Below are 26,847 nucleotides of genomic sequence, written 5' to 3'. Positions count from 1 at the left end.
ATTTTGAATCCGCTGCGTCTACCGATTCCGCCACTTCGGCAATAAAGATAAGGAATAACCGGGTAAACTTTGTGGGACGCATTATACGCATGCGCAACGCCCAATCAAGAAAATTATTTGTTCTGAATCCCGTCGTTAAATTGGGTATGATATCGCGCAATTTCATCAGTATTTTTTGAGAGCGCTCATGGCGAACCCATCGCAAACACTTCATGCCAGTTTTCCCAGCGCCAGCTTCACCCGTCGCCTGGCCGCCTGGGTTTACGATCTGCTGGTCGCCACAGCTATCGTGATGCTGGCCTCGGCTCTGGCACTTGGCTTCACTGCCCTGCTTACGGCAATGGGTATTATCACCCTGCAGGGCGATATGGACCATGCTGGGTGGCTAACCAGCCAACCCCTGTACCAGGTTTATCTGGTACTGATGCTGGCATTATTTTTTGGCTGGTTCTGGTGGCGCAGCGGACAAACAATCGGTATGCGGGCCTGGCGGCTTAAGGTGCAACAACGGGATGGCAGCCGCATTACCCCGCGCCAGGCGGTGATCAGAATGGTCACGGCGCTGTTCGGGCTAGGTAATTTATGGGTGTTGGTAGATTTCAGAAACCGCCGCGCCTGGCATGATTATGCAGCGGGGACCGAGCTGGTTACCCTCTCAAAAGAAGCGAACCAGCTTTATTACTGGAAAGAGCTCTAAGCCCAAATAACAATAACAATCAGGCACCCCGTCGCCGCATCATCCAGATTGCGGCCCCGGCGAACAGCAGGCTGGGCAATAGTGCTCCGAGCACCGGCGGCATTTGGTACACCTGCGCCAGCGGGCCAAAAATCTCATTACTGACATGAAAGCTAAAGCCGGTAATTACCCCCAGCAGAATTCGCGCCCCCATGGTGGTTGAACGCAATGGCCCGAAGATAAATGACAACGCCACTAACAACATAACGGCAACGGTAACCGGGGCCAGCACCTTGCGCCATAATGCGAGTTCATAACGCTCCGCCGCCTGTTGATTAGCTTCCAGGTAGTCCAGATAATCCACCAGACCGCGGATTGACAGGGATTCCGGCTTGACCGTGACTACCCCAAGCTTATCCGGCGTCAGAGATGACGTCCAGACCCACTGCGGCAGTTGCCGCCGGTCAATCTGCTCCGGTTGATGCGAGGTAATAGTTACCTGGGTCAGTAGCCAGCGATCATTGCGGTAAACTGCACTCTGCCCCTGCACGACTGAATCAAGAATGCGTTCTCCGTCGAATCGATAGATGGTGATATTGCGCAGCCGGCCGGTATCCTCTACCTCGCCAATGTTTACGAAATGGTTGCCATCTTTAGCCCAGACGCCTTGCTGTGCAGAGATCAAACTGCCGCCAGAAATTGCGGTGGCGCGCAGTTCGCGGCCCTGAGCTTCTAACTGTGGCGCAATCCACTCACCCATAGCCATTACTGCCAGCATCATAACCACCGCAGCTTTCATTACCGAACCAACAATGTTCAGACGCGACCGGCCTGACGCCAGCATCACCACCAGTTCAGAATTGCTGGCGAGCATTCCCATGCCGATAAGCCCACCCAACAACGCTGCCATCGGGAAAAACACTTCGATGTCCCGCGGCAAGCTGTAGAGTACAAAGAGACCGGCGTCAGCCACCGAATAAGTGCCCTTGCCCACGGAGCGTAGTTGTTCGACAAACCTAATCAGGCTGGACAGCCCACTAAGCACCGCCAGGCTAAGTAAGGATGTATTCAGGACGGTGCGCGCGATATAGCGATCGAGGATACTAAACATCAGCTACTCCTCCGCAATCGGGCCAGCAACCGGAGGCCTGTCGGGCGCCCCTTAAAGATAAGTAGCCCGCCAAACAGGATCAGCAAGCCGTGGATCCACCACAGTCCGATCGAGGGCGGTATCAGGCCGTCAGCAACTGCGGAGCGGGCGGTCATCAGCAACAGAAAGTAGCCGAGGTAGATAAGCAGCGCCGGCGCCATCCGGGCAAATTTGCCCTGGCGCGGATTGACGCGACTTAACGGTACGGCGATCAAAGTCAGTAACGGCATAGCCAGTGGAATAGCCAGCCGCCACTGCCACTCAGCATGCGCCTCCGGATTATCCTCATACCAGAGCTCGGCGGTACTATAGGTTTCCAGCTTGCGAATGTACTCAGAGCTTTCCTGCTCTTTGATCTGCAATTTGTAACTGGCGAATTCCATTACCTGATATTCGTTATTGCTGCGGTCTGAGGCATAACGGGTGCCATTATTAAGCACCAGGCTCTGGGAGCCGGTTTCTGTAGCAATGACATTCCCCGTATCAGCCATAACCACACTGCCGCCGGCCACCTGGCTGTCTTCATCCAGCAGCGACTGCGCGACAAAGACTTCATCGAGTTCACCGGTTTCCGTCAGGCCTTGCACGAAGATGACTGCCTTGCGGTTACTGGCCTGCTGGAACCGGCCGGGAATAATTACGCTTAGCCCGGTATCACTGCGGGCCCGCTCCTCAACCAGACGTTCCTGGTCCAGTGACCAGGGTACCAGCCATAACGTCAGTGCGGCGGTTACCAAAGCCAGAATAACCGCTACCACCAGCGTGACCCTGGTAACGTACCACTCGCTCACGCCACAGGCATGTAAAACGCTCATTTCGTTATCTGCATAAATGCGCCCGTGGGCGAGCAAAATACCGAGGAAAAGACTTAACGGAAGAATTAGCGCGGCCAGCGCCGGCAGGTTCAGCCCAAGTAATTTAATAACTAAATCACCGGGTATTTCACCGGCTGAGGCGTCTGCCAGCACCCGAATGAATTTTTGGCTGATAAAAATGGTCATCAAAACCACCAGTACGGCGATTTGTGATTTAAATGTTTCTCGCATCAAATAGCGAAATATACGCACTGGTAACCACTCTTAACGTTGCTTTTTGCTGGAAATACGGCGATTTTTCAGTAAACTTGTCGTTTTCACAAGAATTATTCTATGGCAGCCCCAAGCTGTCAACCGCCATAAACGGGAGTACGTATGGAGTTCAGTGTCAAAAGTGGAAGTCCGGAGAAACAACGTTCGGCCTGTATCGTCGTTGGCGTGTTTGAACCCCGCCGTTTATCCGGCGTTGCCGAACAACTCGATAAAGTAAGCGAAGGCTACCTGAGCAACCTATTGCGCCGCGGCGATCTGGAAGGCAAAGCCGGCCAGATGCTGTTGTTACACCATGTTCCAAATATCCTCAGCGAACGGGTATTGCTGGTTGGCTGCGGCAAAGAACGTGAACTAGATGAACGACAGTATAAACAAATTATAGAAAAAACCATCAATACATTAAACGAGACCGGCTCAATGGAAGCTGTCTGCTTTCTTAGTGAGCTGCACGTTAAAGGCCGCGATACCTACTGGAAAGTGCGGCAGGCGGTTGAAGCGGCGCAGGCAGGTCTGTATTGTTTTAATCAGCTAAAAACACGCAAAGAAGAGCCGCGCCGGCCACTGCGCAAACTGGTATTCAATGTACCGACACGACGGGAACTGCCGCTGGGCGAAAAGGCCATCCAACATGGCCTGGCCATTTCTAATGGCGTCACCAGTTGCCGGGATGTGGCCAACATGCCACCCAACATCTGCACTCCCCGCTATCTTGCCGAACAGGCCGAAGCGTTGGCCAACGAGCATGAGAACATGACGTTCACCGCTATCACCGAGCAGGAAATGGCGGAAAAAGGTATGAACGCCTACCTGGCCGTAGGGCGGGGCTCTGATAATGAATCGGTGTTAACGCTTCTGAATTATCGTGGTGGTAATGACGAACAAGCGCCGGTCGTATTAGTGGGTAAAGGCCTGACCTTTGATTCCGGTGGTATTTCAATTAAACCTTCGGCGAATATGGATGAAATGAAATACGACATGGGCGGTGCTGCGGCAGTGCTCGGCACCATGCGGGCCATCGCTGAGCTTAAGCTGCCAATCAACGTCATCGGCGCTATCGCAGGTTGCGAGAATATGGTTGATGGTAAAGCGTATCGCCCGGGTGATATCCTCAAAACCATGAGCGGACAAACAGTCGAAGTGATGAACACAGATGCTGAAGGCCGCTTGGTGCTTTGTGATACCCTGACTTACGTTGAGCGGTTTGAACCTGAGACGGTCGTCGATATCGCGACCCTTACCGGCGCCTGTATTATCGCATTGGGTAATCATGCCAGCGGGCTTATGAGCACCCATAATCCGCTCGCTCATGAACTGATAAACGCTTCTGAGCAAAGTGGTGACCGCGCCTGGCGCCTGCCGCTGTGGGATGAATACCAGGATGCGTTAGACAGCCCCTTTGCCGATATGACAAATCTGGGTGGGCGTGAAGCTGGCACTATTACCGCAGCCTGTTTCTTATCGCGCTTCACCAAGAAATATAACTGGGCGCACCTGGATGTTGCTGGTACCGCCTGGCGTAGCGGTTCGAAGAAAGGCGCAACCGGCCGGCCGGTGCCGCTGCTGACGCAGTTTCTGATCAACAGAACGCAAAACACGACACAGGATTAATATGGCACAAGGCATCTTTTATGTGCTGGACGGGCTTAATGAGGATCAGCAGCTTAGCTTATTCTGCAGCCAGATTGCCCAGCGCTGGCGCGAGCAGCGCAGCGTTAGGGTCTGGTGCCAGAGCCAGCTGCAGGCAGAGCAGCTGGACGAAGCCCTGTGGCAGCAACCGGTAAATGCCTTTGTTCCCCATAATATCTATGGTGAGGGTCCGCCTCAGGGCGCCCCGGTTGAGATTTGCTGGGCCGGCAGTAACGCCCCGGCACGCCGTACCGCAGTGGTCGTTAATCTGATGGACGAGCTGCCGCCCATGCAGGGCGCACGACTTATTATTGACCGGGTTCCGGCAGCCGACACAGAGCGTCAGCAGGCCCGGGATCGTTACAAAGCCTATCGCAGTCAACGCATTGAATTACAAACCATCAATGCTGCCGAACTGAACTCCAATTCCGATAAATAGAACGAAGTGAAGGTTTCTATGGACAAAACGTATTCGCCAAACGCAATTGAAGAAGCCCTGTACCAGCAGTGGGAACAGAACGGCTACTTTAAGCCCTCCGGTCAGGGTGAGTCTTACTGCATCATGATTCCACCGCCGAATGTGACTGGCAGTCTGCACATGGGCCATGCGTTTCAGCATACCATCATGGATACCCTGACCCGCTACAAGCGTATGGACGGTTATAACGCGCTGTGGCAGGTCGGATCTGACCACGCCGGCATCGCCACCCAGATGGTGGTCGAACGAAAATTAGCCGCCCAGGGCGTGACCCGCCAGGAGCTCGGCCGGGAAGCCTTTATTGATAAAGTATGGGACTGGAAAGCCGAGTCCGGTGGCACTATCACTCAACAGATGCGCCGTTTAGGCGATTCCGTTGACTGGGAGCGCGAGCGCTTCACTATGGATGAGGGCCTGTCGCAGGCGGTTAAAGAAGTATTCGTGCGCCTGCACAAAGAAAATCTTATTTATCGCGGCAAACGCCTGGTTAACTGGGATCCTAAGCTGCAGACTGCGATCTCTGATCTGGAAGTTGAAAACAAAGAGCAGCAAGGCCAGATCTGGCACTTGCGCTATCCCCTCGCTGACGGCGCCCGCACGGCCGACGGCAAGGATCACCTGGTGGTTGCTACCACCCGGCCCGAAACTATGCTCGGTGATATTTGTGTGGCTGTGCATCCAGAAGATGAGCGCTATAGCTCATTAATTGGTAAGTATATCGACTTACCGCTGGTTGGCCGGCGGATCCCGATCATTGCCGATAGCTACGTTGACCGTGAGTTCGGTACTGGTTGTGTCAAAATCACCCCCGCTCATGATTTTAATGACTATGAAATCGGTAAACGCCACAACCTGCCGATGATTGCCATTTTTGATGATGTTGCCCATGTGCGTGCGGTCGCCGGCCTGTACACGCCTACCGGTGAAGTACTGCCCGAGATTGACGGTTTTGACGGCTCACTGCCGACCGCTTACCGCGGGCTGGAGCGCTTCGCCGCCCGCAAGCAAATCGTTAAAGACTTCGAAGGCCTGGGCCTGCTGGAAAAAGCCGAAGCCCATACCAACAAAATTCCGTACGGTGATCGCGGCGGTGTTCCTATTGAACCCCATCTGACTGATCAATGGTACGTACGCGTGGCGCCGCTGGCCGAAGTGGCAACCAAAGCCGTTGAAAACGGGGACATTGAATTTGTACCTAAGCAATACGAGAACATGTACTTCTCCTGGATGCGCGATATTCAGGACTGGTGTATTTCACGGCAGCTATGGTGGGGCCACCGGATACCGGCCTGGTACGATAACGACGGTAACGTTTATGTCGGTCATAGTGAAGAGGAGGTGCGCGCCGAGCATGACCTGGGCGACCGTGAACTGCATCAGGACGAGGATGTGCTGGACACGTGGTTCTCCTCTGCCCTGTGGACGTTCTCGACGCTGGGCTGGCCGGAGCAGACTGACGACTTAAAGACCTTCCACCCGACTGACGTTCTGGTTACCGGTTTCGATATCATTTTCTTCTGGGTCGCCCGGATGATCATGATGACCATGCACTTCCTCAAAGATAAAGACGGCAAGCCCCAGGTCCCCTTTAAGACGGTTTATGTTACTGGCTTGATTCGCGACGACGAAGGCCAGAAAATGTCCAAGTCCAAAGGTAACGTACTGGATCCGCTGGACATGATCGATGGTATCGAGCTGGATTCGCTGATAGCCAAGCGCACCGCAAATATGATGCAGCCACAACTGGAGACGAAAATTGCCAAGCGCACGGCGCAGCAGTTTCCTGAGGGGATTAATGCGCACGGCACCGATGCGCTGCGCTTCACTCTGGCCGCATTGGCCTCGACCGGCCGCGATATCAACTGGGATATGAAACGCCTTGAAGGATATCGTAACTTCTGCAACAAGTTGTGGAATGCCAGTCGCTATGTACTCATGAATACCGAAGAGCAGGACTGTGGCACTAATGGCGGCGAAATGGAGCTGTCACTGCCCGATCAGTGGATTATCGAGCAGATGAACGATACTACTGCCCAGTTCCGCGCTGCGCTTGATAACTACCGTTTCGATCAAGCCGCCGGCATTGCCTACGAATTTACCTGGAACCAGTTCTGTGACTGGTATCTGGAACTGACCAAGCCCATTCTGTTTAACGGTAGTGAAGCTCAGTTGCGCGGCACCCGGCACACCCTGATTACGGTGCTTGAACAGTTACTGCGGCTGTTGCATCCGTTACTACCATTTATTACCGAAGCTATCTGGCAACGGGTTGCGACCGTTGCCGGTGTCAGCGGCGATACGGTTATGCTGCAACCTTATCCCCAGGTTCAGGATCAGCGTTTTGCCAGTGCCCGTGATGATATGGAGTGGCTGAAACAGGTTATTGTCGCCATTCGTAATATTCGTGGCGAAATGAACTTGTCACCGGCTAAGCCACTGCCGGTACTGATCAGTAATGCCGACGCCAATGCCAAAGCGCGACTGGAAAACAACCTGAGCTTTTTGAGTTCGCTGGCTAAACTCGAATCAGTGGAGTTCATCAGCTCTTCCGCAGCGGCTCCCGCCAGCGCCACAGCCCTGGTAGGCCGCATGGAAGTGCATATCCCCATGGCGGGGCTGATTGACACCGCAGCGGAGCTGGCACGACTGGACAAAGCCATTGAGAAAGCACGGAAAGATGTCGACATGGTTAGTCGCAAGCTGAGCAATGAAAACTTTGTCAGTAAGGCGCCAGCGGAAGTTATTGAGAAGGAACGGGCTAAGCAGGCGGAGGCGGAAGAAAGTCTGGCCCAACTGCAACAGCAGCGGGAAAAAATCGCCGCGCTCTAAAGCGCGGCGATTAAATTCGTATTAATGCTCCGGCTCGTCGTCGGAGTCATCCTCATCTTCGTCTTCATCGTAATCGTCGTCGCCGTAATAGGTGCCCCAACCGTCGTAATCAACCCCAGCTAAATCAGCTATTTTGGCCACTTCCTGGGTCTGTGTATCAAGTACACGGGCGTCCAGGGTGGTTTCTGAAACAGCAACGAATGCAAAGAAGCGGGAATTGTCATCCAGCTCGAATTCGTCGGCATCATCTACATGGTAGCCCGCTTTAACCAGTTCGACCGCGGCTTTTTCCAGCTTGCTGAAATCGTTACTGGCTAGGTGGTGCTCTATGGTATAGATGTCATCAGCAGGCGCACCATCGGCAAGCAGGGCTTCAACCGTCTCTTCACTTTGCGCACGGAGCGCATCCAGATCAACCGCCATAATGGCTTATCCTTGTGCTAATTCATGATCCAGTTCGCCGATTTTCATCTGCATCAACTGGTGACAGTGCGCTGATAAAGCCCGCACGGACTCTGCATCGTAATCCTTCACTGAAACCGGCGGCAGCATCTCAACAATGAGCTTGCCGTTGTTCCAGCGATTAAGCTTGATTCGACCATGCAGATTAGACACGCAGATCGGCACAATATCAACTCCTGCCTGCATCGCGGTGCGAAAAGCGCCGGTTTTAAATGGCAGCAAGCCTCTGCCGTAGCTGCGCGTTCCCTCAGGAAACAATAGAATCGAGATATTCCGATCCTTAATTGCCGCTGCCGCCTGTTCAATGGTCCCGCGAGCGCGGCCCGTATGTTTGCGGTCAATCAGGATATTCCCCGCCAGCCAGTACAGCTGACCAAAAAACGGAATCCACTTCAGGCTTTTCTTACCTATGCTTACGGTGCGATCAGGAATCGCGCCGGCAAGGGTGAAAATATCCCAGGTATTCTGATGATTGGCGATATAGACGTAAGCCTTGTCCGGATCAACCTCATCCGGGATCCGCACTTCCATTTCGATTCCCAGCAAGTACCGCATGCGTCCGTACCAGCGACCCGCCAGTGGGGTGTTCTGCGGGTGGAAAGGACGCACCAGACAAATCAACAGCAACAGCGTACTGCCAATCACAACAAACAAGCCCAGTAGAATTATCCGTACAACTGCGAGCATGATATCTCCGGTTTAATCCTGATTCTCAACGACTATTGCGTCGACCCGCTGCAAGCCACGTGGCAGCTTATTACCACGCCGTCCGCGTTCACCACGGTAGTGCTCCAGATCCGGCGCCTTCAGGGTGAGTTTACGTTTACCAGCCAGCAAAGTCACTGGCGCTTCAACTGGTACGATGGCAGCCGCGACCACATATTCCTCGCGCGACTGGGCACGCAAAGTCGGAATACTGATCATCTTATTACCCTTACCTTTTGCTAGTTCAGGCAATTCAGAGACCGGGAAAATGAGCATCCGGCCTTCGTTTGATACCACCACCAGTTGATCGCTTTCGGTGCTCTGAACCTGACTTGGCGGCAGTATTTTCGCGCCCGTCGGCAAGTTCAGTATGGTCTTGCCGTTCTTATTGCGGCTGACCAGGTCACCAAAGGTACAAATAAAGCCATAGCCAGCATCGGACGCCAGTAAGTAACGTTGCTCGTCCTTCGCCATCAGCACATGCTCAATCGTTTCACCAGACACCAGGTTAAAGCGTCCGGTTAGTGGTTCGCCTTGGGTTCTGGCCGACGGCAGTAAGTGCGCTTCACAGGAGAAGCTGCGCCCGGAGCTGTCGAGGAAGACCACCTGCTGATTGCTCTTGCCCTGGGCGGAGGCCAGAAAACGATCGCCGGACTTATAAGCCAGCGTGGTGCCATCAACATCGTGACCTTTGGCCGCGCGCACCCAGCCTTTTTCTGAAAGGACTACGGTAACCGGTTCGGCTGGCGTAAGGTCGCGGTCGCTTAGTGCTTTAGCTTCCTGCCGTTCCACTAACGGCGACCGACGTGGATCGCCATATTTTTCGGCGTCAGCAAGTATTTCTTTACGGATCAGAGTTTTCAAACGGCGATCAGAGCTGAGTAATAACTCAAGTTGCTGCCGTTCCTGCTCCAGTTCGTTCTGCTCGCCGGTCAGCTTCACTTCTTCAAGCTTAGCCAAATGCCGTAATTTCAGTTCAAGAATCGCTTCAGCCTGGGTGTCACTTAACTTAAACCGTGACATCAGTTCAGCTTTAGGCTCATCTTCGTACCGGATAATCGCAATAACTTCATCGATGTTCAGGTAGGCAATCAACAAGCCTTCAAGGATATGCAAACGCGCCAGCACTTTGTCCAGACGATGTTGTAAGCGCCGCGTGACGGTAGTTTGGCGGAACTCAAGCCATTCTTTTAACACAGTTAATATAGGTTTGACCTGAGGCCGGCCATCCAGGCCCAGCATATTGAGGTTGACGCGGTAATTCTTTTCCAGATCAGTGGTCGCGAACAGGTGTTGCATCATTTGCTCAACATCCACTCGGTTAGAACGCGGCACAACCACCAGCCGGGTTGGATTCTCGTGGTCAGACTCGTCGCGCAGGTCAGTGACCATAGGCAGCTTTTTCGCCTGCATCTGCGCCGCGATCTGCTCCAGAACCTTAGAGCCTGAAGCCTGGTGCGGTAACGCGGTAATCACCACCTCACCGTCTTCCATCACATATTTTGCGCGCATACGAATCGTACCGCGGCCACTTTCGTAAATTTTTACGATTTCATCGTGCGGCGTGATAATTTCAGCATCAGTCGGATAATCCGGCCCGTGCATATGCTCCATCACGTCGGCCAGGGTCGAGCTGGGTTTTTCCAGTAACATAGCGCAGGCATGCGCAACTTCGCGGGCATTGTGCGGCGGAATATCCGTTGCCATCCCAACAGCTATACCGGTAACGCCATTTAACAGAATATGCGGCAACCGGGCCGGCAGCATACGCGGCTCTTTCATAGTGCCATCGAAGTTCGGGCTCCAGTCAACTGTGCCCTGACCAAGCTCTGACAGTAACACTTCACTGAAGCGCGACAGCTTGGCTTCGGTATAACGCATGGCAGCAAAGGATTTCGGATCGTCCGACGAACCCCAGTTGCCCTGCCCGTCTACCAGCGGATAGCGGTAAGAGAATGGCTGCGCCATCAGTACCATAGCTTCGTAGCAGGCACTATCGCCGTGGGGGTGGAATTTACCGAGTACGTCACCGACGGTACGCGCCGACTTTTTATATTTTGCCAGCGCCGTCAGGCCCAGTTCAGACATCGCATAGATGATACGCCGCTGGACCGGCTTCAGGCCGTCGCCAATATGCGGCAGCGCCCGATCCATGATCACATACATGGAATAATTTAAATAAGCGTCTTCAGTAAACCGGCGTAGCGGAACCTGTTCTATATTTTCCATCGTCATTCGCGGTATTCTCCTTACAGCTCAGCCAGATCGACCAGGTTGCCTTTACTTTCCAGCCATTCGCGGCGATCACCGGATCGTTTTTTCGCCAGTAGCATGTCCATCAACTCATCGGTTGCAGCAATATCATCTACCGTCAGCTGAACCAGCCGGCGGGTATTCGGATCCATGGTCGTTTCGCGCAATTGTAATGGGTTCATTTCACCCAGACCTTTAAAACGCTGCACGTTCACTTTGCCTTTGCGCTTCTCGGCTTCAATGCGATCCAGAATGCCCTGCTTTTCATCTTCGTCCAGGGCATAGAACACCTCCTTGCCAACATCCACCCGATAGAGCGGCGGCATGGCGACATATACATGGCCATGATCGACCAGGGTGCGGAAGTGCTTCATGAAGAGCGCGCACAGCAAGGTAGCGATGTGCAGTCCGTCGGAGTCCGCATCGGCAAGGATACAGATTTTCCCATAGCGCAGCTTGTCCAGATCGGTTGAGTCGGGGTCGACTCCCAGCGCCACGGAAATGTCGTGAATTTCCTGTGAGCCAAGGATCTGATCAGACTCCACTTCCCAGGTATTGAGAATTTTTCCGCGCAACGGCATGACCGCCTGAAAATCGCGATCCCGCGCCTGTTTGGCTGAGCCACCGGCAGAATCCCCTTCGACCAGAAAGAGTTCACTACGATTGGTATCCTGGGTAGCACAATCGGTTAACTTACCCGGCAGTGGTGGCCCCTGCGTGACTTTTTTACGCACCACTTTTTTACTGGCGCGCATGCGGCGCTGCGCATTATTGATACATAGATCAGCCAGCTGTTCCGCTTGTTCAGTGTGTTCATTCAACCACAAACTGAACGCATCTTTGACCACACCAGAAACAAACGCCGCGCACTGGCGTGACGATAGCCGTTCTTTGGTTTGGCCGGCGAACTGCGGATCCTGCATTTTCACTGAGAGGATATAGCTACAGCGTTCCCAGATATCTTCGGGTGTCAGCCTGACGCCGCGCGGCAATAAATTACGGAAGTCACAGAAGTCTCGCATGGCTTCCAGCAGGCCCTGCCGTAGACCGTTAACATGGGTACCGCCCTGTGGCGTCGGGATCAGGTTCACATAACCTTCCATAACGCCCTCGCCGCCTTCCGGCAGCCAGGTCACGGCCCACTCAACGGCTTCTTCGTTACTGGTAAAGGCACCAGTGAACGGCTCTTCGGGCAAGGTTGGCAGCTCCTGAACCGATTCCACCAGATAATCGCGCAGGCCATCTTCGTAATACCAGGACTGCTCAGTCTCATCTGCCAGGTTGCGGAAGGTAATTTTCAGCCCCGGACACAAAACTGCTTTAGCGCGTAATAAATGGCTCATCTTCAGCGCCGAGAAGCGCGGCGAGTCAAAGTATTTAGGATCGGGCCAGAACCGCAGGCTGGTACCCGTATTGCGTTTACCCACAGTGCCGGTCACAGTCAGTTCGCTGACTTTATCGCCGTTCTCGAAAGCCATTTCATAAACCTGGCCATCCCGCTTCACGGTAACTTCGACCCGGGTAGACAGCGCGTTTACAACGGAAATACCCACCCCGTGTAAACCGCCGGAGAACTGATAATTTTTATTCGAAAACTTCCCGCCGGCGTGGAGCTTGGTCATAATTAGCTCAACACCCGGGATCCCCTCTTCAGCGTGCACATCTACCGGCATCCCCCGACCGTCATCCTGAACTTCCATCGACTGATCCGGGTAGAGGATGACAACCATCTCACGGGCATGACCCGCCAGCGCTTCATCAACACTGTTATCGATGACTTCCTGGCCGAGATGGTTAGGACGAGAGGTATCTGTATACATGCCGGGTCGACGGCGAACCGGCTCGAGGCCGTTGAGGACCTCTATCGAATCTGCTTTGTAATCTGACATGCGCTCTTCTTATAATTTTGGCACCGGAAATGATGCCCATATACTGTTACAGGACGTTGAGAAACTCAAGCGCCGACGGGAGGTATCGTGCAAATCCGGCAAAGCTGTGATCGCCTCCCTGTTCAACGATCATGCGCTGATTCCGGTAATAATCACGTGCGGCCCGATAATCCAGCTGCTCATCACCGGTTTGCAGTAATACCAGCAGTTCCGCTCCGGGATCAAGCTGACCCGCAGCCGCTATAAGCGTCTGCTTATCATCATTACCCAACTGATAGCGCTCGCCGGTGTAGGGATGTTCGCGCAGCGGCATCTCGTCGGCCAGCCACTGGGCGGGCTGAACTGCCGGATTTATTAGTACCCCACGGGCTGGCTGGCCACGGGCGCGCAGGCAACTGACCGCATAATGGGTCCAGAAACCGCCAAGCGAACTGCCCATCACCGCACGGGGCTGACATCGGCTTAGCACGCCATCAATATAATCGCGGGTGGCTGCCATGCTGGCCGGCAACTGTTCCGCTAAAAGCTCAGAAGCCTGAGCCCGGCTCGCTAAGAAATTTTTTAGTTCAGTGATTTTGGGTGAGGCCGGCGAGCTTTCAAAGCCATGCAGGTACAGCAGCACTGATTAACTCTCCTGAGCCATTCCGGTACGGCTGAGAAGCTGCAGCCATTCCTGCAAAAAATAATTAACCTGATGCTTTTCGTCAGCCTGGTACATGTCGCGGTTGGGTTGCGGATAATAGGGTCGCAACCGTGCGATCCCCTGACTGCGGATGACCTCAGCGAGCTGTGCATCGTGATATAGCCGCACATCCATCCGGGCTTCTTTCAGGCCCGGCAATTGCTGGCTAAGCGCCTGCTGCTGAATGCGGATTTCCGTAGTGTAAGGGGCCGCGTCGGTCACTTCCAGGCTGAAGCGTAAATTGCGTCCCGCCTTTACCGTCCGGATCTGTTCTGCCGATATGCCGCTGACCAGCTTAGCCAGCGCTGCGTAGTTTACCGCCGCCAGGCGCTGCAGCGCGGCGAGGTCAAACTGATAACGACGGGTACGGACATCTGTAGTCATGGGTGTATTAAACGTTGTCGGTGTAATTGCAGCCATTGTAGCGCAATCACACTAGCTGCGTTGTTAATTTTACCTTGCTCTAATAGCTCGACCACCTCGGTCCGCGGTAGCACATGCACAAGAATATCTTCGTTTTCAGATGCTAAACCTCCCTGGCGCGACGCTTCACTGCTATCCACCAATGCGATATAAACCGAAATTTTCTCGGTACATCCACCCGGGGTCGACAAATAGGTCATAGCGTAGTGCAGCTGCTCCGTCGTCAACCCTGCTTCTTCGGCCAGCTCGCGGTGGGCTACCTGCTCGGCCGGTTCATCTTCGTGGTCAAGCATTCCCGCCACGAATTCGAGCAGCCAGGGGCTGTCATCAATAATATCCATAGCCCCGATACGGAACTGTTCCAATACCACGATGGTATCGCGTTGCGGATCATATGGCAGTACTACCACAGCGTGGCCACGATCCATCACTTCCCGGTCAAACTCCGCTGACCAGCCGCCACCAAACAGGCGATGCCGCAACTTATACACAAAAATGCTCAGGAAGCCTTCCCGTACTGATTTTCGCTTAATTATCTCAACATCTTTTCGATTAAATTTTTGCACAGTAAACCTTTTGAAGTTATTTGACGTCTTAACTACTCGATTCAGCTTATAGTGGTTTCATGCTGATTGAAAAAATAGCCGAAAACATCACATAATTCGTTACACTTGAACTCAAACTGTTGCAACTTCCTGACAGAATTTCAGTGTATTAAAGAGTAAGCTGGTATGCATTCAACAGTGTATGTAAAATAACTGCCATTAACCTAAAGCAATCTGCTGCTTTTCAGATAATTCAGGACATCCGATAACATGAAAAAGCTCGTATTGACCACTCTCATTGGCTTAACGCTCTCAGCAGCACATAGTGCCGCTTACGCGGATAATTTAGAACAAGTATTCCAGCTTGCGCTGCAAAATGATCCGACTTTACAACGCGTGGATGCAGAGCGCCGGGCTGCCCAGGAAGGCGTTAATGTAACCCATGCCGACTGGTGGCCACAAGTCGGCTTCGAAGCCGGCTACAGCCGTTCAACTGCTGAGCGCGCCCAGTTCGACAGCACCGGTTTCTTTACCCTGGATTCCGAGAGTCGCGGTTGGAATGCCGGCGTGAACCTGAGCCAGAGCCTGTTCGATATGAGCATCTGGGAACAAACACAAATTTCGGAAAAACAAGCGTATCAGGCAGAAGTGACCTATCGCAACACCCGTCAGGAGCTGATGCTGCGCGTAGTAAACTCTTACTTCAGCGTACTTGAGCGCCAGGACGACCTGGAGTTTGTGCAAGCTGAAAAGCGTGCTATTGAGCGCCAGCTGGAACAAACCAAACAACGGTTCTCGGTAGGTCTGACCGCTATTACTGATGTCCATGAAGCACAGGCACAGTTCGATAATGTGGTCGCGCGCGAAATCCAGGCTGAAAATGCAGTTGCTATCGCTCGCGAAAGCTTACGTGAAATTACCGGGCGTTATCATGAGCGCCTGGCAAAACTCGACACCTCTGCGTTCGACCCGGATCAGCCCTCCCCTGCTGATGCCCAGAGCTGGGTAAAAATCGCCGAAGATAAAAACTTATCCTTGCTGGTACAACGCGTAGCCGTCGAAGTTGCTGAGCAACGCATTGAGCTGGCGCAGAGCGGTCATTATCCCACTGTCTCACTGACCGGCAGCTATTCAACCAATGACAACACCACTGAAACCCAGGGTAATACCATTGACATGCCGCGGATGGATTCCCGTTCGGTTGGGCTCAACTTGCGGGTCCCAATTTTTACTGGCTTCCGCACCTCTTCTCAGGCCGATCAGGCCCGTGAAAGCTATGTCGCCAGCAGTCAGCAACTGGAGTTTGTTCGCCGCAATGTCGAGCGCGAAGTGCGTACCGCCTATTACGATGTTGAGGCTTCATTAGCCAGCATTCGCGCGCTCAAACAAGCTGTGGTCTCAGCCGAGAGTGCGTTGAAAGCGACACAGACAGGCTTTGAAGTGGGTACCCGGACCATCGTAGATGTACTGAACAGCACGCAGAACTTGTTTAATGCCCGCCGCAACCTATCTACTGCGCGCTATGGTTATATTCGCCAGTATCTGACGCTCCAACAGGCTTCCGGACAGATCACCGAGCAAGATATATCAGCGATCAACTCTAGCCTGGCTTATGAAAGTAATTGAACCCCCTAAATTCCAGGCCAGGTTCTTATTGCCGAAATACTGGCTGACCTGGCTTGGAGTTGGGATCCTTTACACGATTTCCTGGCTACCCTACCGCTTACAGCTGGCAATGGGCCGGGGCCTTGGTCGCCTATTCTATAGATTTGTTCCCAAGCGGGCTGCTATTGCCCGACGCAACATAGAGCTCTGCTTCCCGGCAAAATCTGCCGATGAAATAGAAGAGCTGGTGCGGCGTAATATGGAGAATACCGGCATCGCATTTTTTGAAACCGGCATGGCCTGGTGGTGGCCAGACTGGCGTATTCGGCGCAAGCTGCACGTACATGGTGCTGAGCATATTAAGGCGCCACTGGCAGAGGGAAAGGGCGTGCTAATGCTGCTGTTCCACTTTCTCAGCCTCGAAGTTCAGGCGCGGTTGCACGGTTTCGTGCAGCCTGCGGTCGGGCTCTATCGACCTCATAACAATGCAGTGATGGAATTTCTGCAAACGCGCGGCCGCGGACGCTCAAATAAATATCTGATCCCCAGAACGGATGTCCGCAGTATGCTGCAAGCATTGAATCAGGGCGAAATCGCCGGCTATCTGCCGGATCAGGACTATGGCCGCAAGCGGACGGTTTTCGTACCTTTCTTCGAGGTAGCTGAAACCAGTACCACAACCGGAACCACGCTGTTTGCCGGAAATGCCAACTGTGTGGTGGTACCATCAACTTGTTTTCGTCGAGCTGATGGCAGCGGATATGATCTAAGTTTTTATCCCCAGTTCGATAATTTCCCGACTGGCGATGAACGAGCCGACGCAAGCCGGGTTAATAAGATGGTGGAGTTCGCGGTGCAACAGGCACCTGAACAGTATTTGTGGGTGCACCGCCGGTTTAAGACGCGTCCGAACCCCGAAGATCCTGACTTATATCAAGGTTAAAGCAGTGTTTCCAGGCGCTGATAACAGCTGTCCGCGCCTGGCTTAAATCCTGTCGGGTTACCGACCCTTTCTTATCTAATGCCAACTGGTGTAATACGCCGCGCTGTTCAATGTATGCACGGATCAGACCCTGAACCTGTTCATCACTAAGCAAGCCGTGACTCCCGGCCGCCTCGAGAATCCTGATGTTATCGGTATAGCGCGTGAGTTCCGGATACTCAGAGCTATAACCAAGCACCAGGTACTGAACTAAAAACTCGATATCGGTAATACCACCAGTGCCCTGCTTGGTATCAAACTCCTGCTCTCGCACAGTGCTTGACAGATGCTCCCGCATTTTCGCCCGCATGCTGATAACTTGCTCCTGCAACTCGTGCTCGTCGCGCGACCGCTGCAGGTGTTGCTGTCGCAACTGAATCAGTTGCTGCTGCAGTTCCTTGTTACCATATACAGGTCTGGCTCGCACCAGAGCCTGCAATTCCCAGGTCCAGGCATCGTCCTGCAGGTATTGATCGAAGGTGCTAACCTGCGTGACCAGTAACCCTGACTTACCTGAAGGCCGCAACCGCATATCAACTTCATAGAGCACGCCGATCATGGTACGGGTGGTAAATATATGCAGAATGCGCTGCGCCAGACGCAGGTAAAACTGCTGGATCTCGATAGGTTTTTGTCCGTCGGTTTCACCCTGATAAGGGGTAGCAGTCAGAAACACCAGGTCAAGATCGGAGCCATACCCCAGTTCCAGTCCGCCCAGCTTGCCATAAGCCATTACTGCAAAGCCGGTATTGTCCAGTGAACAGCCCGGTGGCGTGCCATGCTTTTCTGCCAGCTGATGCCAGGCCAGTCTGACCACATGTCCGATCATCGCTTCAGCCAGATAACTTAAATGATCGCTGACTTTCATCAGCGGTAAGGCCCCACTGATATCCGCTGCCGCCACCTTCAACTGAAGTGCCTGGCGGGCCTGCCGTAGCGCATTCATCTGTGCTTCTAGATCAACTTCCTGCTCAGGGATCCGCAGCAGGTATTCTTCCAGCAAGCGCGGATATTCAGCAAACTCCGGCAACTGATACAGATGTGCAGGATCGATCAGTTCATCGAGCAGCAAGGGGTAGTTTGCCAGCTGATCTGTTAACCATGAACTCGCCCGGCACAGTTTTAGCAATTGCTCACGAGCCCCCTGGTTTTCAACCAGAAGTTCAACGTATGCGGTCCGACTCATTATTTTTCGCAGCACACTGAGGACCCGTTCCAGAACAAATTCGGCATCCTCGAACTGAATGATCCGGCCGAGCAGCAAGGGAACCAATCGCCCCATGGCTTTACGTCCGCGCGGTCCACTACCGCGCTTGCGTACTTCCTGACGCAACTGATTGACCTGTTGCCAGATCATATTCGCCGTGTTTTTCCCGACTCCGGTATCCTGCAGCACACTCAGTGCCGTTTCATCTTCCACCATGTCTTGCCACAACAATTGCAGCGGACCAGCGTCTTCATCATCCTGCTCGGGATCGCCGATAACCATTTTAAAGTGGCCATGAACTTTGTTCATGCTCTCACTGATATCGGCGGTAATCTTATCCCACGGCTGATCAAATATCCGACTGATGCGCTGCTGGCTTTGTTCATCATCCGGCAAAGTCTGAGTTTGCTCGTCATTGATCTGTTGCAATACATGTTCGACTTTACGCAGGTGCTCGTAACAGCTAAGCAGCTCAGCCACCGCTTCAGGAGTAAGTAAATTAAGCTCGCGAATTGCCGCATAAGCCTTATACAAGGATTGGCTCTGCAACTGCCGCTCCTGCCCACCGCGGATGAGCTGGAAAGCCTGGGCAATGAATTCAATTTCCCGGATCCCGCCAGGGCCCAGTTTGATGTTGTTGCGAACACCCTGGCGGCGAGTTTCCTGAGTTATCAGGCTCTTCATTTTGCGCAGCGCATCTATTGCTGAGAAATCGATATAACGGCGATAGACAAAAGGTCGCAACAGGCTTCTGAGCTCCTCCTGCCAAACTGCATCGGCACCGATCATCCGCGCCTTGACCATGGCATATCGCTCCCAGTCGCGACCCTGCTCCTGATAGTAATACTCCAGTGCCGCCATACTGGCCACCAACGGGCCAGACTGGCCGAAAGGTCGCAGCCTTAAATCAACCCGAAATACCCGGCCATCACCTGTGGGTGCATCCAGCAAGCCGACCAGGGCTTGCCCCAGGCGAGTAAAAAACACCCCATTCTCAATTGGCTTGCGGGAATGGTCAGTCTCGCCCTGCTCGGGGTAGCAAAAGATCAGATCGATATCAGAAGAGAAATTCAGTTCCCCCCCGCCGAGCTTGCCCATGCCGATAACCAGCAGTTGCTGGGCATTACCGGACTGATCGACGGGGGTACCGTAGCGGGCTGCAAAACGCGGGTGTAACCAGCTCAACGAAGCACTGATAAAAGCATCCGCAGCGGCCGTTAAGTGTGTCAGCATTTGTTGCAAGCTGAGCTGACCCAATAAGTCGGCCGCGGCGAGCCCAGCGAACCAGGCATTGCGTTGCAATCGCAATTCCTGCTGTGCCCGACTCTCATCATCAACCTCTGCCAGCCGTTGCGTAATCAGCCGCTGATATTCCTCCGGAGCGCATAAGCTAATGGTGCCATCCGCATCCGCCCGGATTGCCTCAGGCTGCTGCTGCAGCACCCGGGCAATGAAAGGGCTGACTTCGGTCAGAAAAGCGCGCTGTTGCTTTAGCATGGGCTAGATAACCCAGTAGGGTTCTTGCTTAAGCGCCGAGCGCCGGGAATGCTCCAGCGCATAAAGCAGGGATTCAAGCTGAACTTCCTGCCAGTTCAGCAGCCGCTCAGTGTTTACGTCGTCAGTATCTTTTATCGCCTCACGCAATAATTTCAGCGCCATGATCTCGCGGATACCGCGCACCATATCTAACCAGGGAGCCCGGAACCGTTCGCGGTCGCCTTCATCAAACAGGTAACCAACGCAATACCCCAGTTGTAACGAGCCCAGCAATAATGGCAACTGCTTCAGGTAATGTTCGGGCCGCAACTCACGCTCGCGGGTGAAGGCTTCAGCAACCTGTTGCCAGTCTTCCCGCAGCCGTTGCGACGCCCAGGCGCGCAATGCCACTTGCATCAGTTGCTCGTGCCGCGGTTGACGATTACAGAGTTCACCCAATTCCAGCAGCGTCAGTTGGTAGTCATCACGCCTTACCAGGTTAAGCACCAGCTCCATCTGCACCGCATGCTCCTGCTGCTCCATAATATGTTCCTGCAGCTTTGGTTGTTGCTTCAGGGCGCGGTGATAGGCGCCATCCTCGGCAGTCAATTCAGCCAGGCCATCATAACGACTCAACCAACCCAAATGTCCTAACATTTGTTCCAGCCGGACAATATGATCGCTGACATCAACTTCCAGCATCATCAGTTGTTGCAACACCACCTTAGCCAGACGAATTCCGTCAGTTATACCGGCGACCGCCCGCACTGTGGGATGCTCAAGCAAACAGGCATCATTGTGCTGCCAGTACTGTACGGCATAGGTCAGGGCCCGGTACAGGCCCGTGCCAACGTCATCCTGAGTCTCCTGATGCACAAAATCGGCCTGGGTTGATGGTTCAAGCGTACTTTTGTTTGCCAACAAATAGCCGCGTGCGGCTTTGCTCAGGCTTCCAACCCGTGCATCAACCCGCGTAATAAAACGCCTGGCCATCTTATAGAGCTCGGTTAGGTCGCCACCCTGCAGCTCAAGCTCAATTTCGCATATCGAACGCTGATTCGCATCGGCAATGATGATTCCTTCATCAAAGACCAGTTCAATAACTCCTTCACCGCTGGTCAGGCGCCAGCGCTGCCGGGTAAAATTGGTTCGGAAGATCTCGTCAAGCTCACGCTGAATATCAAACAACGGGAAGTCATCCGGCCAGATATCTTCATCAAACAAGGTTAAATCAGGCTTATCCGAACTGGTTGCAGCATTATATTCAGGCCGTTGATGCATTCCCCCCACCACGTCACCGCTAAGTTTTACGGTTTGCTCACGCTCATCACCGCGCTGACGGATGCGCAGCCCCATATTGTATTCACGTAAACGCAAATCCGGGGTGTCGAAATAGCGATTAGTCAGCTGCATCTCCACCGGCTGTTGCTCGCCGGCCAACTGCTGGCATAAACGCAGTGCGGCTTCCCGCCGCGCTGGTTCAATATAAAGTTTCAGTTCCGTTTCCTGACTCACAGAAGCTCTCATTAACAATTGTTTTTAATTAATAATACGGTACTCGCACCAGTGCAGGCGGTCAACCTAAATGCCCCTTGAATAGCAGCTGAATGCCCCCCACATCAGGTGCATGACATGGATAAAAATATTATGTTCTGATAGGCTTTACGTGCGCACAAAAAGGCCTATACTTGCGCGCAAAATCCGTCCAGCCACGCTTTTGGCTGAGTGCTATAGGAGACGCTATGTTCAAAGCAAGTGAAGTACTTGCGGCTCAATACTCTGATGCTGACCTCGGTCGACTTCAGCAAGCCATTACTGATAATTATCTGGTAGATGAAAACGCCTATTTAAAAGAGCTGATGGCGCTGGTACCCAGCGATGATGACAGCGTGGCAAAAGTGACTGAGCGCACCTCGAAACTGGTTAAGACTGTTCGTGAACGCGCCGATGGTGGCGGGGTCGATGCCTTTTTACAAGAATACAGCCTGGATACCAAAGAAGGTATTATTCTGATGTGTCTGGCCGAAGCTCTGTTGCGGATTCCCGACGCCGCGACCGCTGATGCTCTGATCCAGGATCGCCTCTCTGGTGGCGACTGGCAAAAACATATGGGCCAGAGTGCCTCATGGTTGGTGAATTCCGGCACCTGGTCGCTGGCATTAACGAACGCAGTCATCAATCCCACCGGCGAACCTATGGAGACGCCGCGCGGCGTATTCCGTCGGCTGACCCGCCGGCTTGGTATGCCAATCGTGCGCAAAGCGACCTACACTGCCATGCGTATTATGGGTAAACAATTTGTGCTTGGGCGTTCGATTGAAGAGGCCCTGAAAAATAGCCGGGATAATCGCAGTAAAGGCTACACCCATGCCTATGACATGCTTGGCGAAGCCGCGTTAACAGCTGCAGATGCCCGTCGCTATCATGCCGAGTATGTGAACTCTATTAAAGTTGTTGCCAAAGAAGACTTCAACAACCCGAAAGCCCCGCGGCCAACGATCTCAATCAAGCTTTCGGCATTGCATCCACGCTATGAAATGGCCAATCGTGAGCGCGTATTAACCGAGCTCGCACAAGGTCTCAGTGACTTGGTTAAGCTAGCGAAGGAAGCCGATGTCGGCGTGACTATTGATGCTGAAGAAGCTGATCGTCATGAGCTCTCGCTTGCGCTGTTTGAAAAAGTCTACCGCAGTGGTGTCTGTAAAGACTGGCCGCGCTTCGGTCTGGTGGTGCAGGCGTATTCCAAGCGGGCGTTGCCGACGCTATGCTGGCTTACCGCGCTGGCCCGTGAAGGCGGCGACGAAATTCCTGTGCGACTGGTCAAGGGTGCCTACTGGGACACAGAAATTAAACTGTCGCAGATGAACGGTCTGACGGCTTACCCGGTATTTACCCGCAAAGCCAATACCGATGTTTCTTATCTGGCCTGTGCCCATTACATGCTCAGCGATGCTGCAGATGGCGCTTTGTATCCACAGTTTGCTACCCATAACGCCCAGAGCGTTATGGCGATACGCCATCTGAACGAAAAATATAAGCGTCGCATTGAGTTCCAACGACTACACGGAATGGGTGCTGACCTTTATGACACCCTGCTGGAAGAAGATCCAGACACCACGGTACGGATTTACGCGCCGGTTGGTGCCCATAAAGATTTATTGCCATACCTGGTTCGACGCCTGTTAGAAAACGGCGCAAATACCTCTTTTGTGCACAAGCTACTGGATCCATCAGTTCCGGTTGATCAGCTTAGTAAGCACCCGGTAAGCACGCTGGCGCAGTATGAGACTTACTCTAACAGCAAAATTCCTATGCCGACGCAGATTTTCAGCGATCGCAAAAACTCTTTAGGACTGAATATGAACGTTCACTCTCAAGCAGATGACTTTATCGCTGCGGTGCAGCAATACCGCGACAAACAGTGGCAAGGCGGCCCGATTGTAAATGGCGATGTGGTTGACGCCCATCACCGGGTATCGATTTCCAGCCCGCAGGAAATGAGCCGTACTATTGGTACCATCAACTGGGGCGATAAAGCCCTGGCCGAAAAGGCCCTCGAAAGCGCCAATGCAGCTTACCGCCGGTGGCGTGATACTGACGTCGAAGTACGTGCTAAGGCGCTGGAGAAATTCGCTGACTTGATGGAAGCGAACCGTGAGGAGCTTATCGCACTTTGTAGTCTCGAGGGCGGAAAGAGCCTGCAGGACGGCATTGATGAGATTCGGGAAGCGGTTGATTTTTGTCGCTACTACGCCGTTCAGGCCCGCGAGCTGATGGGTGAACCCACTGAGCTACCAGGACCAACCGGTGAAGATAATGAACTCTTTTTGCAAGGCCGGGGCACGTTCATCTGTATCAGCCCCTGGAACTTCCCGATAGCGATCTTTGTCGGACAGATTGTCGCCGCTCTGGTTACCGGTAACTGTGTTATCGCCAAGCCTGCTGAGCAAACGGGTCTGGTCGCATTCCGCACGGTACAACTGGCACTCGAAGCCGGTATCCCGGGCGATGTGTTGCACTTCATGCCTGGCAGCGGCGCTGAAATTGGCTCCTTCCTGGTATCCCAGGAAGATATTGGTGGCGTCTGCTTCACCGGTTCAACCTACACCGCCCAGGCGATTAACCGTGCCCTGGCAGCCCGTACCGGTGCCATAGTGCCATTAATTGCTGAAACCGGCGGCCAGAACGCGATGCTAATCGACTCTACCGCCCTGCCGGAACAATCCGTTACCGACATCGTAGCCAGCGCCTTCAAGAGTGCCGGACAACGCTGTTCAGCGCTGCGGGTACTCTATGTGCAGGATGATATCGCTGATCGGGTGATTGAGCTGCTTAAAGGAGCTATGGCCGAGCTTAAAGTTGGTGACCCGATGCTGCACGAAACCGATGTCGGCCCGGTAATCGACGGGGTGTCAAAAACCAACCTGGAACGCCATATCAGTGATATCTCCCAGACCGGCCGGCTGATTGGCCGTGCCCAGTTACCGGAATACACTCAGGATGGTCTGTTCGTGGCGCCGACAGCGATTGAAATTGATAACATCAATCAGTTGGTGAAAGAGAACTTTGGCCCTATTCTGCACGTGATTCGCTATAAAACCAGTGAGCTGGATGAGGTCATTAAGAGCATTAACAATACCGGTTTTGGTCTTACCTTCGGTATTCACAGCCGTAATGAAACTTTCGCTTACGATGTCGCGCGCCGGATTGATGTAGGTAACGTATATATTAACCGCAACCAGATCGGTGCGGTGGTAGGTGTGCAGCCGTTCGGCGGTCGCGGCCGCTCAGGTACCGGTCCGAAAGCTGGTGGTCCGCACTACCTGACACGCTTTATCACTGAGAAAACCCGCAGCAATAACATCACTGCGGTAGGTGGTAACGCAACCCTGCTGTCGCTGGGCGACTAACAGGGCTGTCGCATAATGAGCCGGGCGATCAGAATTCGTCCGGATCATGCTGATAGAGTGACTGGCTGCCGTCTTCAATGGCGGCTGCCAGGCTCTGCACCCGCGGTAACAGGCGCGCCATATAGAAGCGTGCTGTCTTAACTTTACTGGCCAGATATGGCCGCTCAGTTATCTTATCTTCGGCCGCTATCGCCATACGTAACCACATGTAGGCGAAACAGACGTAGCCAACCAAATGCAGATATTCCACCGCCACACTGTTAATCAGGTTGTCATCTTCTGCTGCCTGGCGCAGTACCCGGCCAGTTACCTGCTCCAATAATTTAGTCGCTTCTTCAAGGCCCGCCAACTCGCTTTCAAAGCCAGCAACTGGTTGCGCGGTCAGCTTCGCGATATCCTCCAGCAGCGGTTGTAACAGCTGGCCACGCGAGCCACCCACCTTACGACCTAATAGATCCAGTGCCTGGATGCCGTTGGTGCCTTCATATATCTGCGCGATACGACAGTCCCGCACCAGTTGCTCCTGACCCCACTCCCGCACGTAACCATGGCCGCCCAATATTTGCTGACCAAGCACAGTGGCTTCAAGCCCGGTATCCGTAAGAAAAGCTTTTGCTACCGGCGTCAGCAAGTCAACCAGGGCCTGGGCCCGCAGTCGCTCATTCTGATCGTTACTGTATTTGGCAATATCAAGCTGCTGGCCAACGTAGGTTGAAAAGGCCCGGCCACCTTCGACAAAAGCCTTCATTGTTAACAGCATCCGCCGCACATCACCGTGAACAATCAATGGATCTGCTTCTTTGTCGCTCTGCCGGGTAGCTTTGGCGCCGCGCCCCTGGATCCGATCCTGGGCGTAGTCTAGTGCCGTTTGGTATGAGCGTGCTGCTGCACCAAGCCCCTGGATACCTACCCCAAGGCGCTCATAGTTCATCATGGTGAACATAGCTGGTAACCCGCGATGAGGTTCACCCACCAGCCAACCTGTGGCGCCATCAAAATTCATCACGCAGGTTGCCGACGCATGGATCCCCATTTTGTGTTCGACGGCACCACAAAAGACCGGATTACGTTCCCCCAGCGAGCCGTCTTCGTTAACCAAAAATTTGGGTACCAGAAACAAACTTATGCCTTTGCTGCCAGTCGGCGCATCGGGTAATTTAGCCAGCACCAGATGCACAATATTGTCGACTAAATCATGCTCACCACCGGTGATAAATATTTTCGTGCCGGTGATCTGATAACTACCGTCATCAGCGGGAACCGCTTTGGTTCGAATCATGCCGAGATCGGTGCCGGCATGGGCCTCAGTCAGACACATTGAACCTGTCCATTCGCCGGCAATCATCTTGGGTAAATAGGTTTCTTTGAGGCTGTCGCTGCCATGCTGATCAATAGTCATAATAGCGCCGGCAGTGAGACCGGAATAAAGCGAAAATGAAATATCAGCAGAGCAGAGAATTTCTTCATACTGAGCCGAGATCGACTTGGGCAGACCCATGCCCCCGAAGTCAGGGTTTGCGGTTACCCCTACCCAGCCGCCGGCAGCCAATTGCTTAAAGTTTTCTTTATAGCCGTCCGGCGTAGTAACACTGCCCTCGTTAAACTGTACACCTTGCTCATCGGCAGCACGGCAGTTCGGGGCTATCAGCGTTTCTGCCAGTTTGGCGCCCTCATCGATAATGGCCGCTGCCGTATCCATATCCAGATCGGCTAGCTGCGAAAATCTCGCCCAGTCGTTATCAACCTGAAATACGTCCTGCAGTACAAACTGCATGTCTTCGCGCGGAGCCCGGTAGTCTGCCATGCCAACACCTCTTCTTTTTATTAAACAGTAGATTTAAACAGGTGTTTTAATATCAAT

Annotated in this window: 18 protein-coding genes and 1 pseudogene; 7 read left to right on the top strand and 12 right to left on the bottom strand. The window is 53.4% G+C overall.

The window, feature by feature from the left end:
- Positions 1 to 187: 187 nt before the first annotated feature.
- A complete protein-coding gene (locus R3196_RS06015) occupies positions 188 to 697 on the top strand; it encodes an RDD family protein (protein WP_318935801.1) in 510 nt (169 codons plus the stop codon).
- A 19-nt stretch (positions 698 to 716) separates the two neighbouring features.
- Here the strand turns inward: R3196_RS06015 and lptG are convergent, their stop codons facing one another.
- Together lptG and lptF are read right to left on the bottom strand one after the other, a co-directional pair.
- A complete protein-coding gene (gene lptG / locus R3196_RS06010; RefSeq protein ID WP_318935800.1) occupies positions 717 to 1,787 on the bottom strand; it encodes an LPS export ABC transporter permease LptG in 1,071 nt (356 codons plus the stop codon).
- Complete coding sequence (gene lptF / locus R3196_RS06005; RefSeq protein ID WP_318935799.1) at positions 1,787 to 2,893, bottom strand: LPS export ABC transporter permease LptF; 1,107 nt, start codon at positions 2,891 to 2,893, stop codon at positions 1,787 to 1,789. Before lptF ends, lptG begins: the two co-directional genes overlap by 1 nt.
- A 123-nt stretch (positions 2,894 to 3,016) precedes the next feature.
- On the opposite strand from lptF, the gene pepA reads away from it, so the two are divergent.
- The 3 genes from pepA to R3196_RS05990 are packed head-to-tail and all read left to right on the top strand — an operon-like array spanning position 3,017 to position 7,847.
- Positions 3,017 to 4,522 (top strand): leucyl aminopeptidase, encoded by a 1,506-nt coding sequence (gene pepA / locus R3196_RS06000; RefSeq protein ID WP_318935797.1) that lies wholly within the window; start codon positions 3,017 to 3,019, stop codon positions 4,520 to 4,522.
- Between the two features lies 1 nt (position 4,523).
- Positions 4,524 to 4,979, top strand: coding sequence for a DNA polymerase III subunit chi (locus R3196_RS05995; RefSeq protein ID WP_318935796.1), 456 nt, complete (start codon positions 4,524 to 4,526; stop codon positions 4,977 to 4,979).
- 18 nt (positions 4,980 to 4,997) lie between these two features.
- Positions 4,998 to 7,847: a valine--tRNA ligase gene (locus tag R3196_RS05990; RefSeq protein WP_318935794.1), complete on the top strand. Its 2,850-nt coding sequence runs from the start codon at positions 4,998 to 5,000 to the stop codon at positions 7,845 to 7,847.
- A 21-nt stretch (positions 7,848 to 7,868) separates the two neighbouring features.
- Here the strand turns inward: R3196_RS05990 and rraB are convergent, their stop codons facing one another.
- Genes rraB through R3196_RS05955 form a run of 7 tightly spaced genes read right to left on the bottom strand, consistent with a single transcriptional unit; the run spans position 7,869 to position 14,827 of the window.
- Positions 7,869 to 8,270, bottom strand: a complete 402-nt coding sequence (gene rraB / locus R3196_RS05985; RefSeq protein ID WP_318935793.1) for a ribonuclease E inhibitor RraB — start codon at positions 8,268 to 8,270, stop codon at positions 7,869 to 7,871.
- Positions 8,271 to 8,276: 6 nt separating this feature from the next.
- The gene (locus R3196_RS05980) at positions 8,277 to 8,996 is read right to left on the bottom strand and encodes a 1-acylglycerol-3-phosphate O-acyltransferase (RefSeq protein WP_318935792.1); all 720 of its coding nucleotides are present in this window, start codon (positions 8,994 to 8,996) and stop codon (positions 8,277 to 8,279) included.
- Between the two features lie 12 nt (positions 8,997 to 9,008).
- Entirely contained in the window at positions 9,009 to 11,249 is a 2,241-nt protein-coding gene (gene parC / locus R3196_RS05975) for a DNA topoisomerase IV subunit A (RefSeq protein ID WP_318935791.1), read from the bottom strand.
- Between the two features lie 14 nt (positions 11,250 to 11,263).
- Positions 11,264 to 13,156, bottom strand: coding sequence for a DNA topoisomerase IV subunit B (parE, locus tag R3196_RS05970; protein ID WP_318935789.1), 1,893 nt, complete (start codon positions 13,154 to 13,156; stop codon positions 11,264 to 11,266).
- A 46-nt stretch (positions 13,157 to 13,202) separates the two neighbouring features.
- Positions 13,203 to 13,778: a YqiA/YcfP family alpha/beta fold hydrolase gene (locus R3196_RS05965; RefSeq protein WP_318935787.1), complete on the bottom strand. Its 576-nt coding sequence runs from the start codon at positions 13,776 to 13,778 to the stop codon at positions 13,203 to 13,205.
- A 3-nt stretch (positions 13,779 to 13,781) separates the two neighbouring features.
- Positions 13,782 to 14,222, bottom strand: coding sequence for a DUF1249 domain-containing protein (locus R3196_RS05960; RefSeq protein WP_318935786.1), 441 nt, complete (start codon positions 14,220 to 14,222; stop codon positions 13,782 to 13,784).
- Positions 14,219 to 14,827 carry an NUDIX domain-containing protein gene (locus tag R3196_RS05955; protein ID WP_318935785.1) on the bottom strand — a complete coding sequence of 203 codons (609 nt, stop codon included), beginning with the start codon at positions 14,825 to 14,827 and terminating at the stop codon, positions 14,219 to 14,221. The genes R3196_RS05960 and R3196_RS05955 overlap by 4 nt, the downstream gene beginning before the upstream one ends.
- 249 nt (positions 14,828 to 15,076) lie before the next feature.
- Between R3196_RS05955 and tolC the strand changes: the two genes are divergently transcribed.
- Together tolC and lpxL are read left to right on the top strand one after the other, a co-directional pair.
- Positions 15,077 to 16,432, top strand: a complete 1,356-nt coding sequence (gene tolC, locus R3196_RS05950; RefSeq protein ID WP_318935784.1) for an outer membrane channel protein TolC — start codon at positions 15,077 to 15,079, stop codon at positions 16,430 to 16,432.
- The gene (gene lpxL / locus R3196_RS05945; protein WP_318935782.1) at positions 16,419 to 17,354 is read left to right on the top strand and encodes an LpxL/LpxP family Kdo(2)-lipid IV(A) lauroyl/palmitoleoyl acyltransferase; all 936 of its coding nucleotides are present in this window, start codon (positions 16,419 to 16,421) and stop codon (positions 17,352 to 17,354) included. The genes tolC and lpxL overlap by 14 nt, the downstream gene beginning before the upstream one ends.
- Here lpxL and glnE read toward each other — a convergent pair.
- Positions 17,308 to 20,073 (bottom strand): annotated as a pseudogene (gene glnE / locus R3196_RS05940) (bifunctional [glutamate--ammonia ligase]-adenylyl-L-tyrosine phosphorylase/[glutamate--ammonia-ligase] adenylyltransferase); the annotation flags it as partial. The gene lpxL and the pseudogene glnE overlap by 47 nt on opposite strands.
- 27 nt (positions 20,074 to 20,100) lie before the next feature.
- Positions 20,101 to 21,591 carry an inorganic triphosphatase gene (locus R3196_RS05935; protein ID WP_318935779.1) on the bottom strand — a complete coding sequence of 497 codons (1,491 nt, stop codon included), beginning with the start codon at positions 21,589 to 21,591 and terminating at the stop codon, positions 20,101 to 20,103.
- Between the two features lie 227 nt (positions 21,592 to 21,818).
- On the opposite strand from R3196_RS05935, the gene putA reads away from it, so the two are divergent.
- Positions 21,819 to 24,986, top strand: a complete 3,168-nt coding sequence (putA, locus tag R3196_RS05930) for a bifunctional proline dehydrogenase/L-glutamate gamma-semialdehyde dehydrogenase PutA (RefSeq protein ID WP_318935778.1) — start codon at positions 21,819 to 21,821, stop codon at positions 24,984 to 24,986.
- 28 nt (positions 24,987 to 25,014) lie between these two features.
- Here the strand turns inward: putA and R3196_RS05925 are convergent, their stop codons facing one another.
- The gene (locus tag R3196_RS05925; protein WP_318935776.1) at positions 25,015 to 26,790 is read right to left on the bottom strand and encodes an acyl-CoA dehydrogenase C-terminal domain-containing protein; all 1,776 of its coding nucleotides are present in this window, start codon (positions 26,788 to 26,790) and stop codon (positions 25,015 to 25,017) included.
- Positions 26,791 to 26,847: the final 57 nt, after the last annotated feature.

This window comes from Pseudidiomarina sp., assembly GCF_033722695.1.
Lineage (GTDB): Bacteria > Pseudomonadota > Gammaproteobacteria > Enterobacterales > Alteromonadaceae > Pseudidiomarina.
Note: the sequence above shows the minus strand (reverse complement) of the source record. Positions and strands in the feature narration are given on the sequence as shown.

Excerpts from the sequence above, each read along its gene's own strand:
- rraB (WP_318935793.1), bottom strand. The coding sequence starts at position 8,270 with ATGGCGGTTGATCTGGATGCGCTCCGTGCGCAAAGTGAAGAGACGGTT.
- lptG (WP_318935800.1), bottom strand. The coding sequence starts at position 1,787 with ATGTTTAGTATCCTCGATCGCTATATCGCGCGCACCGTCCTGAATACA.
- R3196_RS05960 (WP_318935786.1), bottom strand. The coding sequence starts at position 14,222 with ATGACTACAGATGTCCGTACCCGTCGTTATCAGTTTGACCTCGCCGCG.
- R3196_RS05990 (WP_318935794.1), top strand. The coding sequence starts at position 4,998 with ATGGACAAAACGTATTCGCCAAACGCAATTGAAGAAGCCCTGTACCAG.
- parE (WP_318935789.1), bottom strand. The coding sequence starts at position 13,156 with ATGTCAGATTACAAAGCAGATTCGATAGAGGTCCTCAACGGCCTCGAG.
- lpxL (WP_318935782.1), top strand. The coding sequence starts at position 16,419 with ATGAAAGTAATTGAACCCCCTAAATTCCAGGCCAGGTTCTTATTGCCG.
- R3196_RS05980 (WP_318935792.1), bottom strand. The coding sequence starts at position 8,996 with ATGCTCGCAGTTGTACGGATAATTCTACTGGGCTTGTTTGTTGTGATT.
- R3196_RS05925 (WP_318935776.1), bottom strand. The coding sequence starts at position 26,790 with ATGGCAGACTACCGGGCTCCGCGCGAAGACATGCAGTTTGTACTGCAG.
- putA (WP_318935778.1), top strand. The coding sequence starts at position 21,819 with ATGTTCAAAGCAAGTGAAGTACTTGCGGCTCAATACTCTGATGCTGAC.
- R3196_RS05995 (WP_318935796.1), top strand. The coding sequence starts at position 4,524 with ATGGCACAAGGCATCTTTTATGTGCTGGACGGGCTTAATGAGGATCAG.
- parC (WP_318935791.1), bottom strand. The coding sequence starts at position 11,249 with ATGACGATGGAAAATATAGAACAGGTTCCGCTACGCCGGTTTACTGAA.
- pepA (WP_318935797.1), top strand. The coding sequence starts at position 3,017 with ATGGAGTTCAGTGTCAAAAGTGGAAGTCCGGAGAAACAACGTTCGGCC.
- tolC (WP_318935784.1), top strand. The coding sequence starts at position 15,077 with ATGAAAAAGCTCGTATTGACCACTCTCATTGGCTTAACGCTCTCAGCA.
- R3196_RS06015 (WP_318935801.1), top strand. The coding sequence starts at position 188 with ATGGCGAACCCATCGCAAACACTTCATGCCAGTTTTCCCAGCGCCAGC.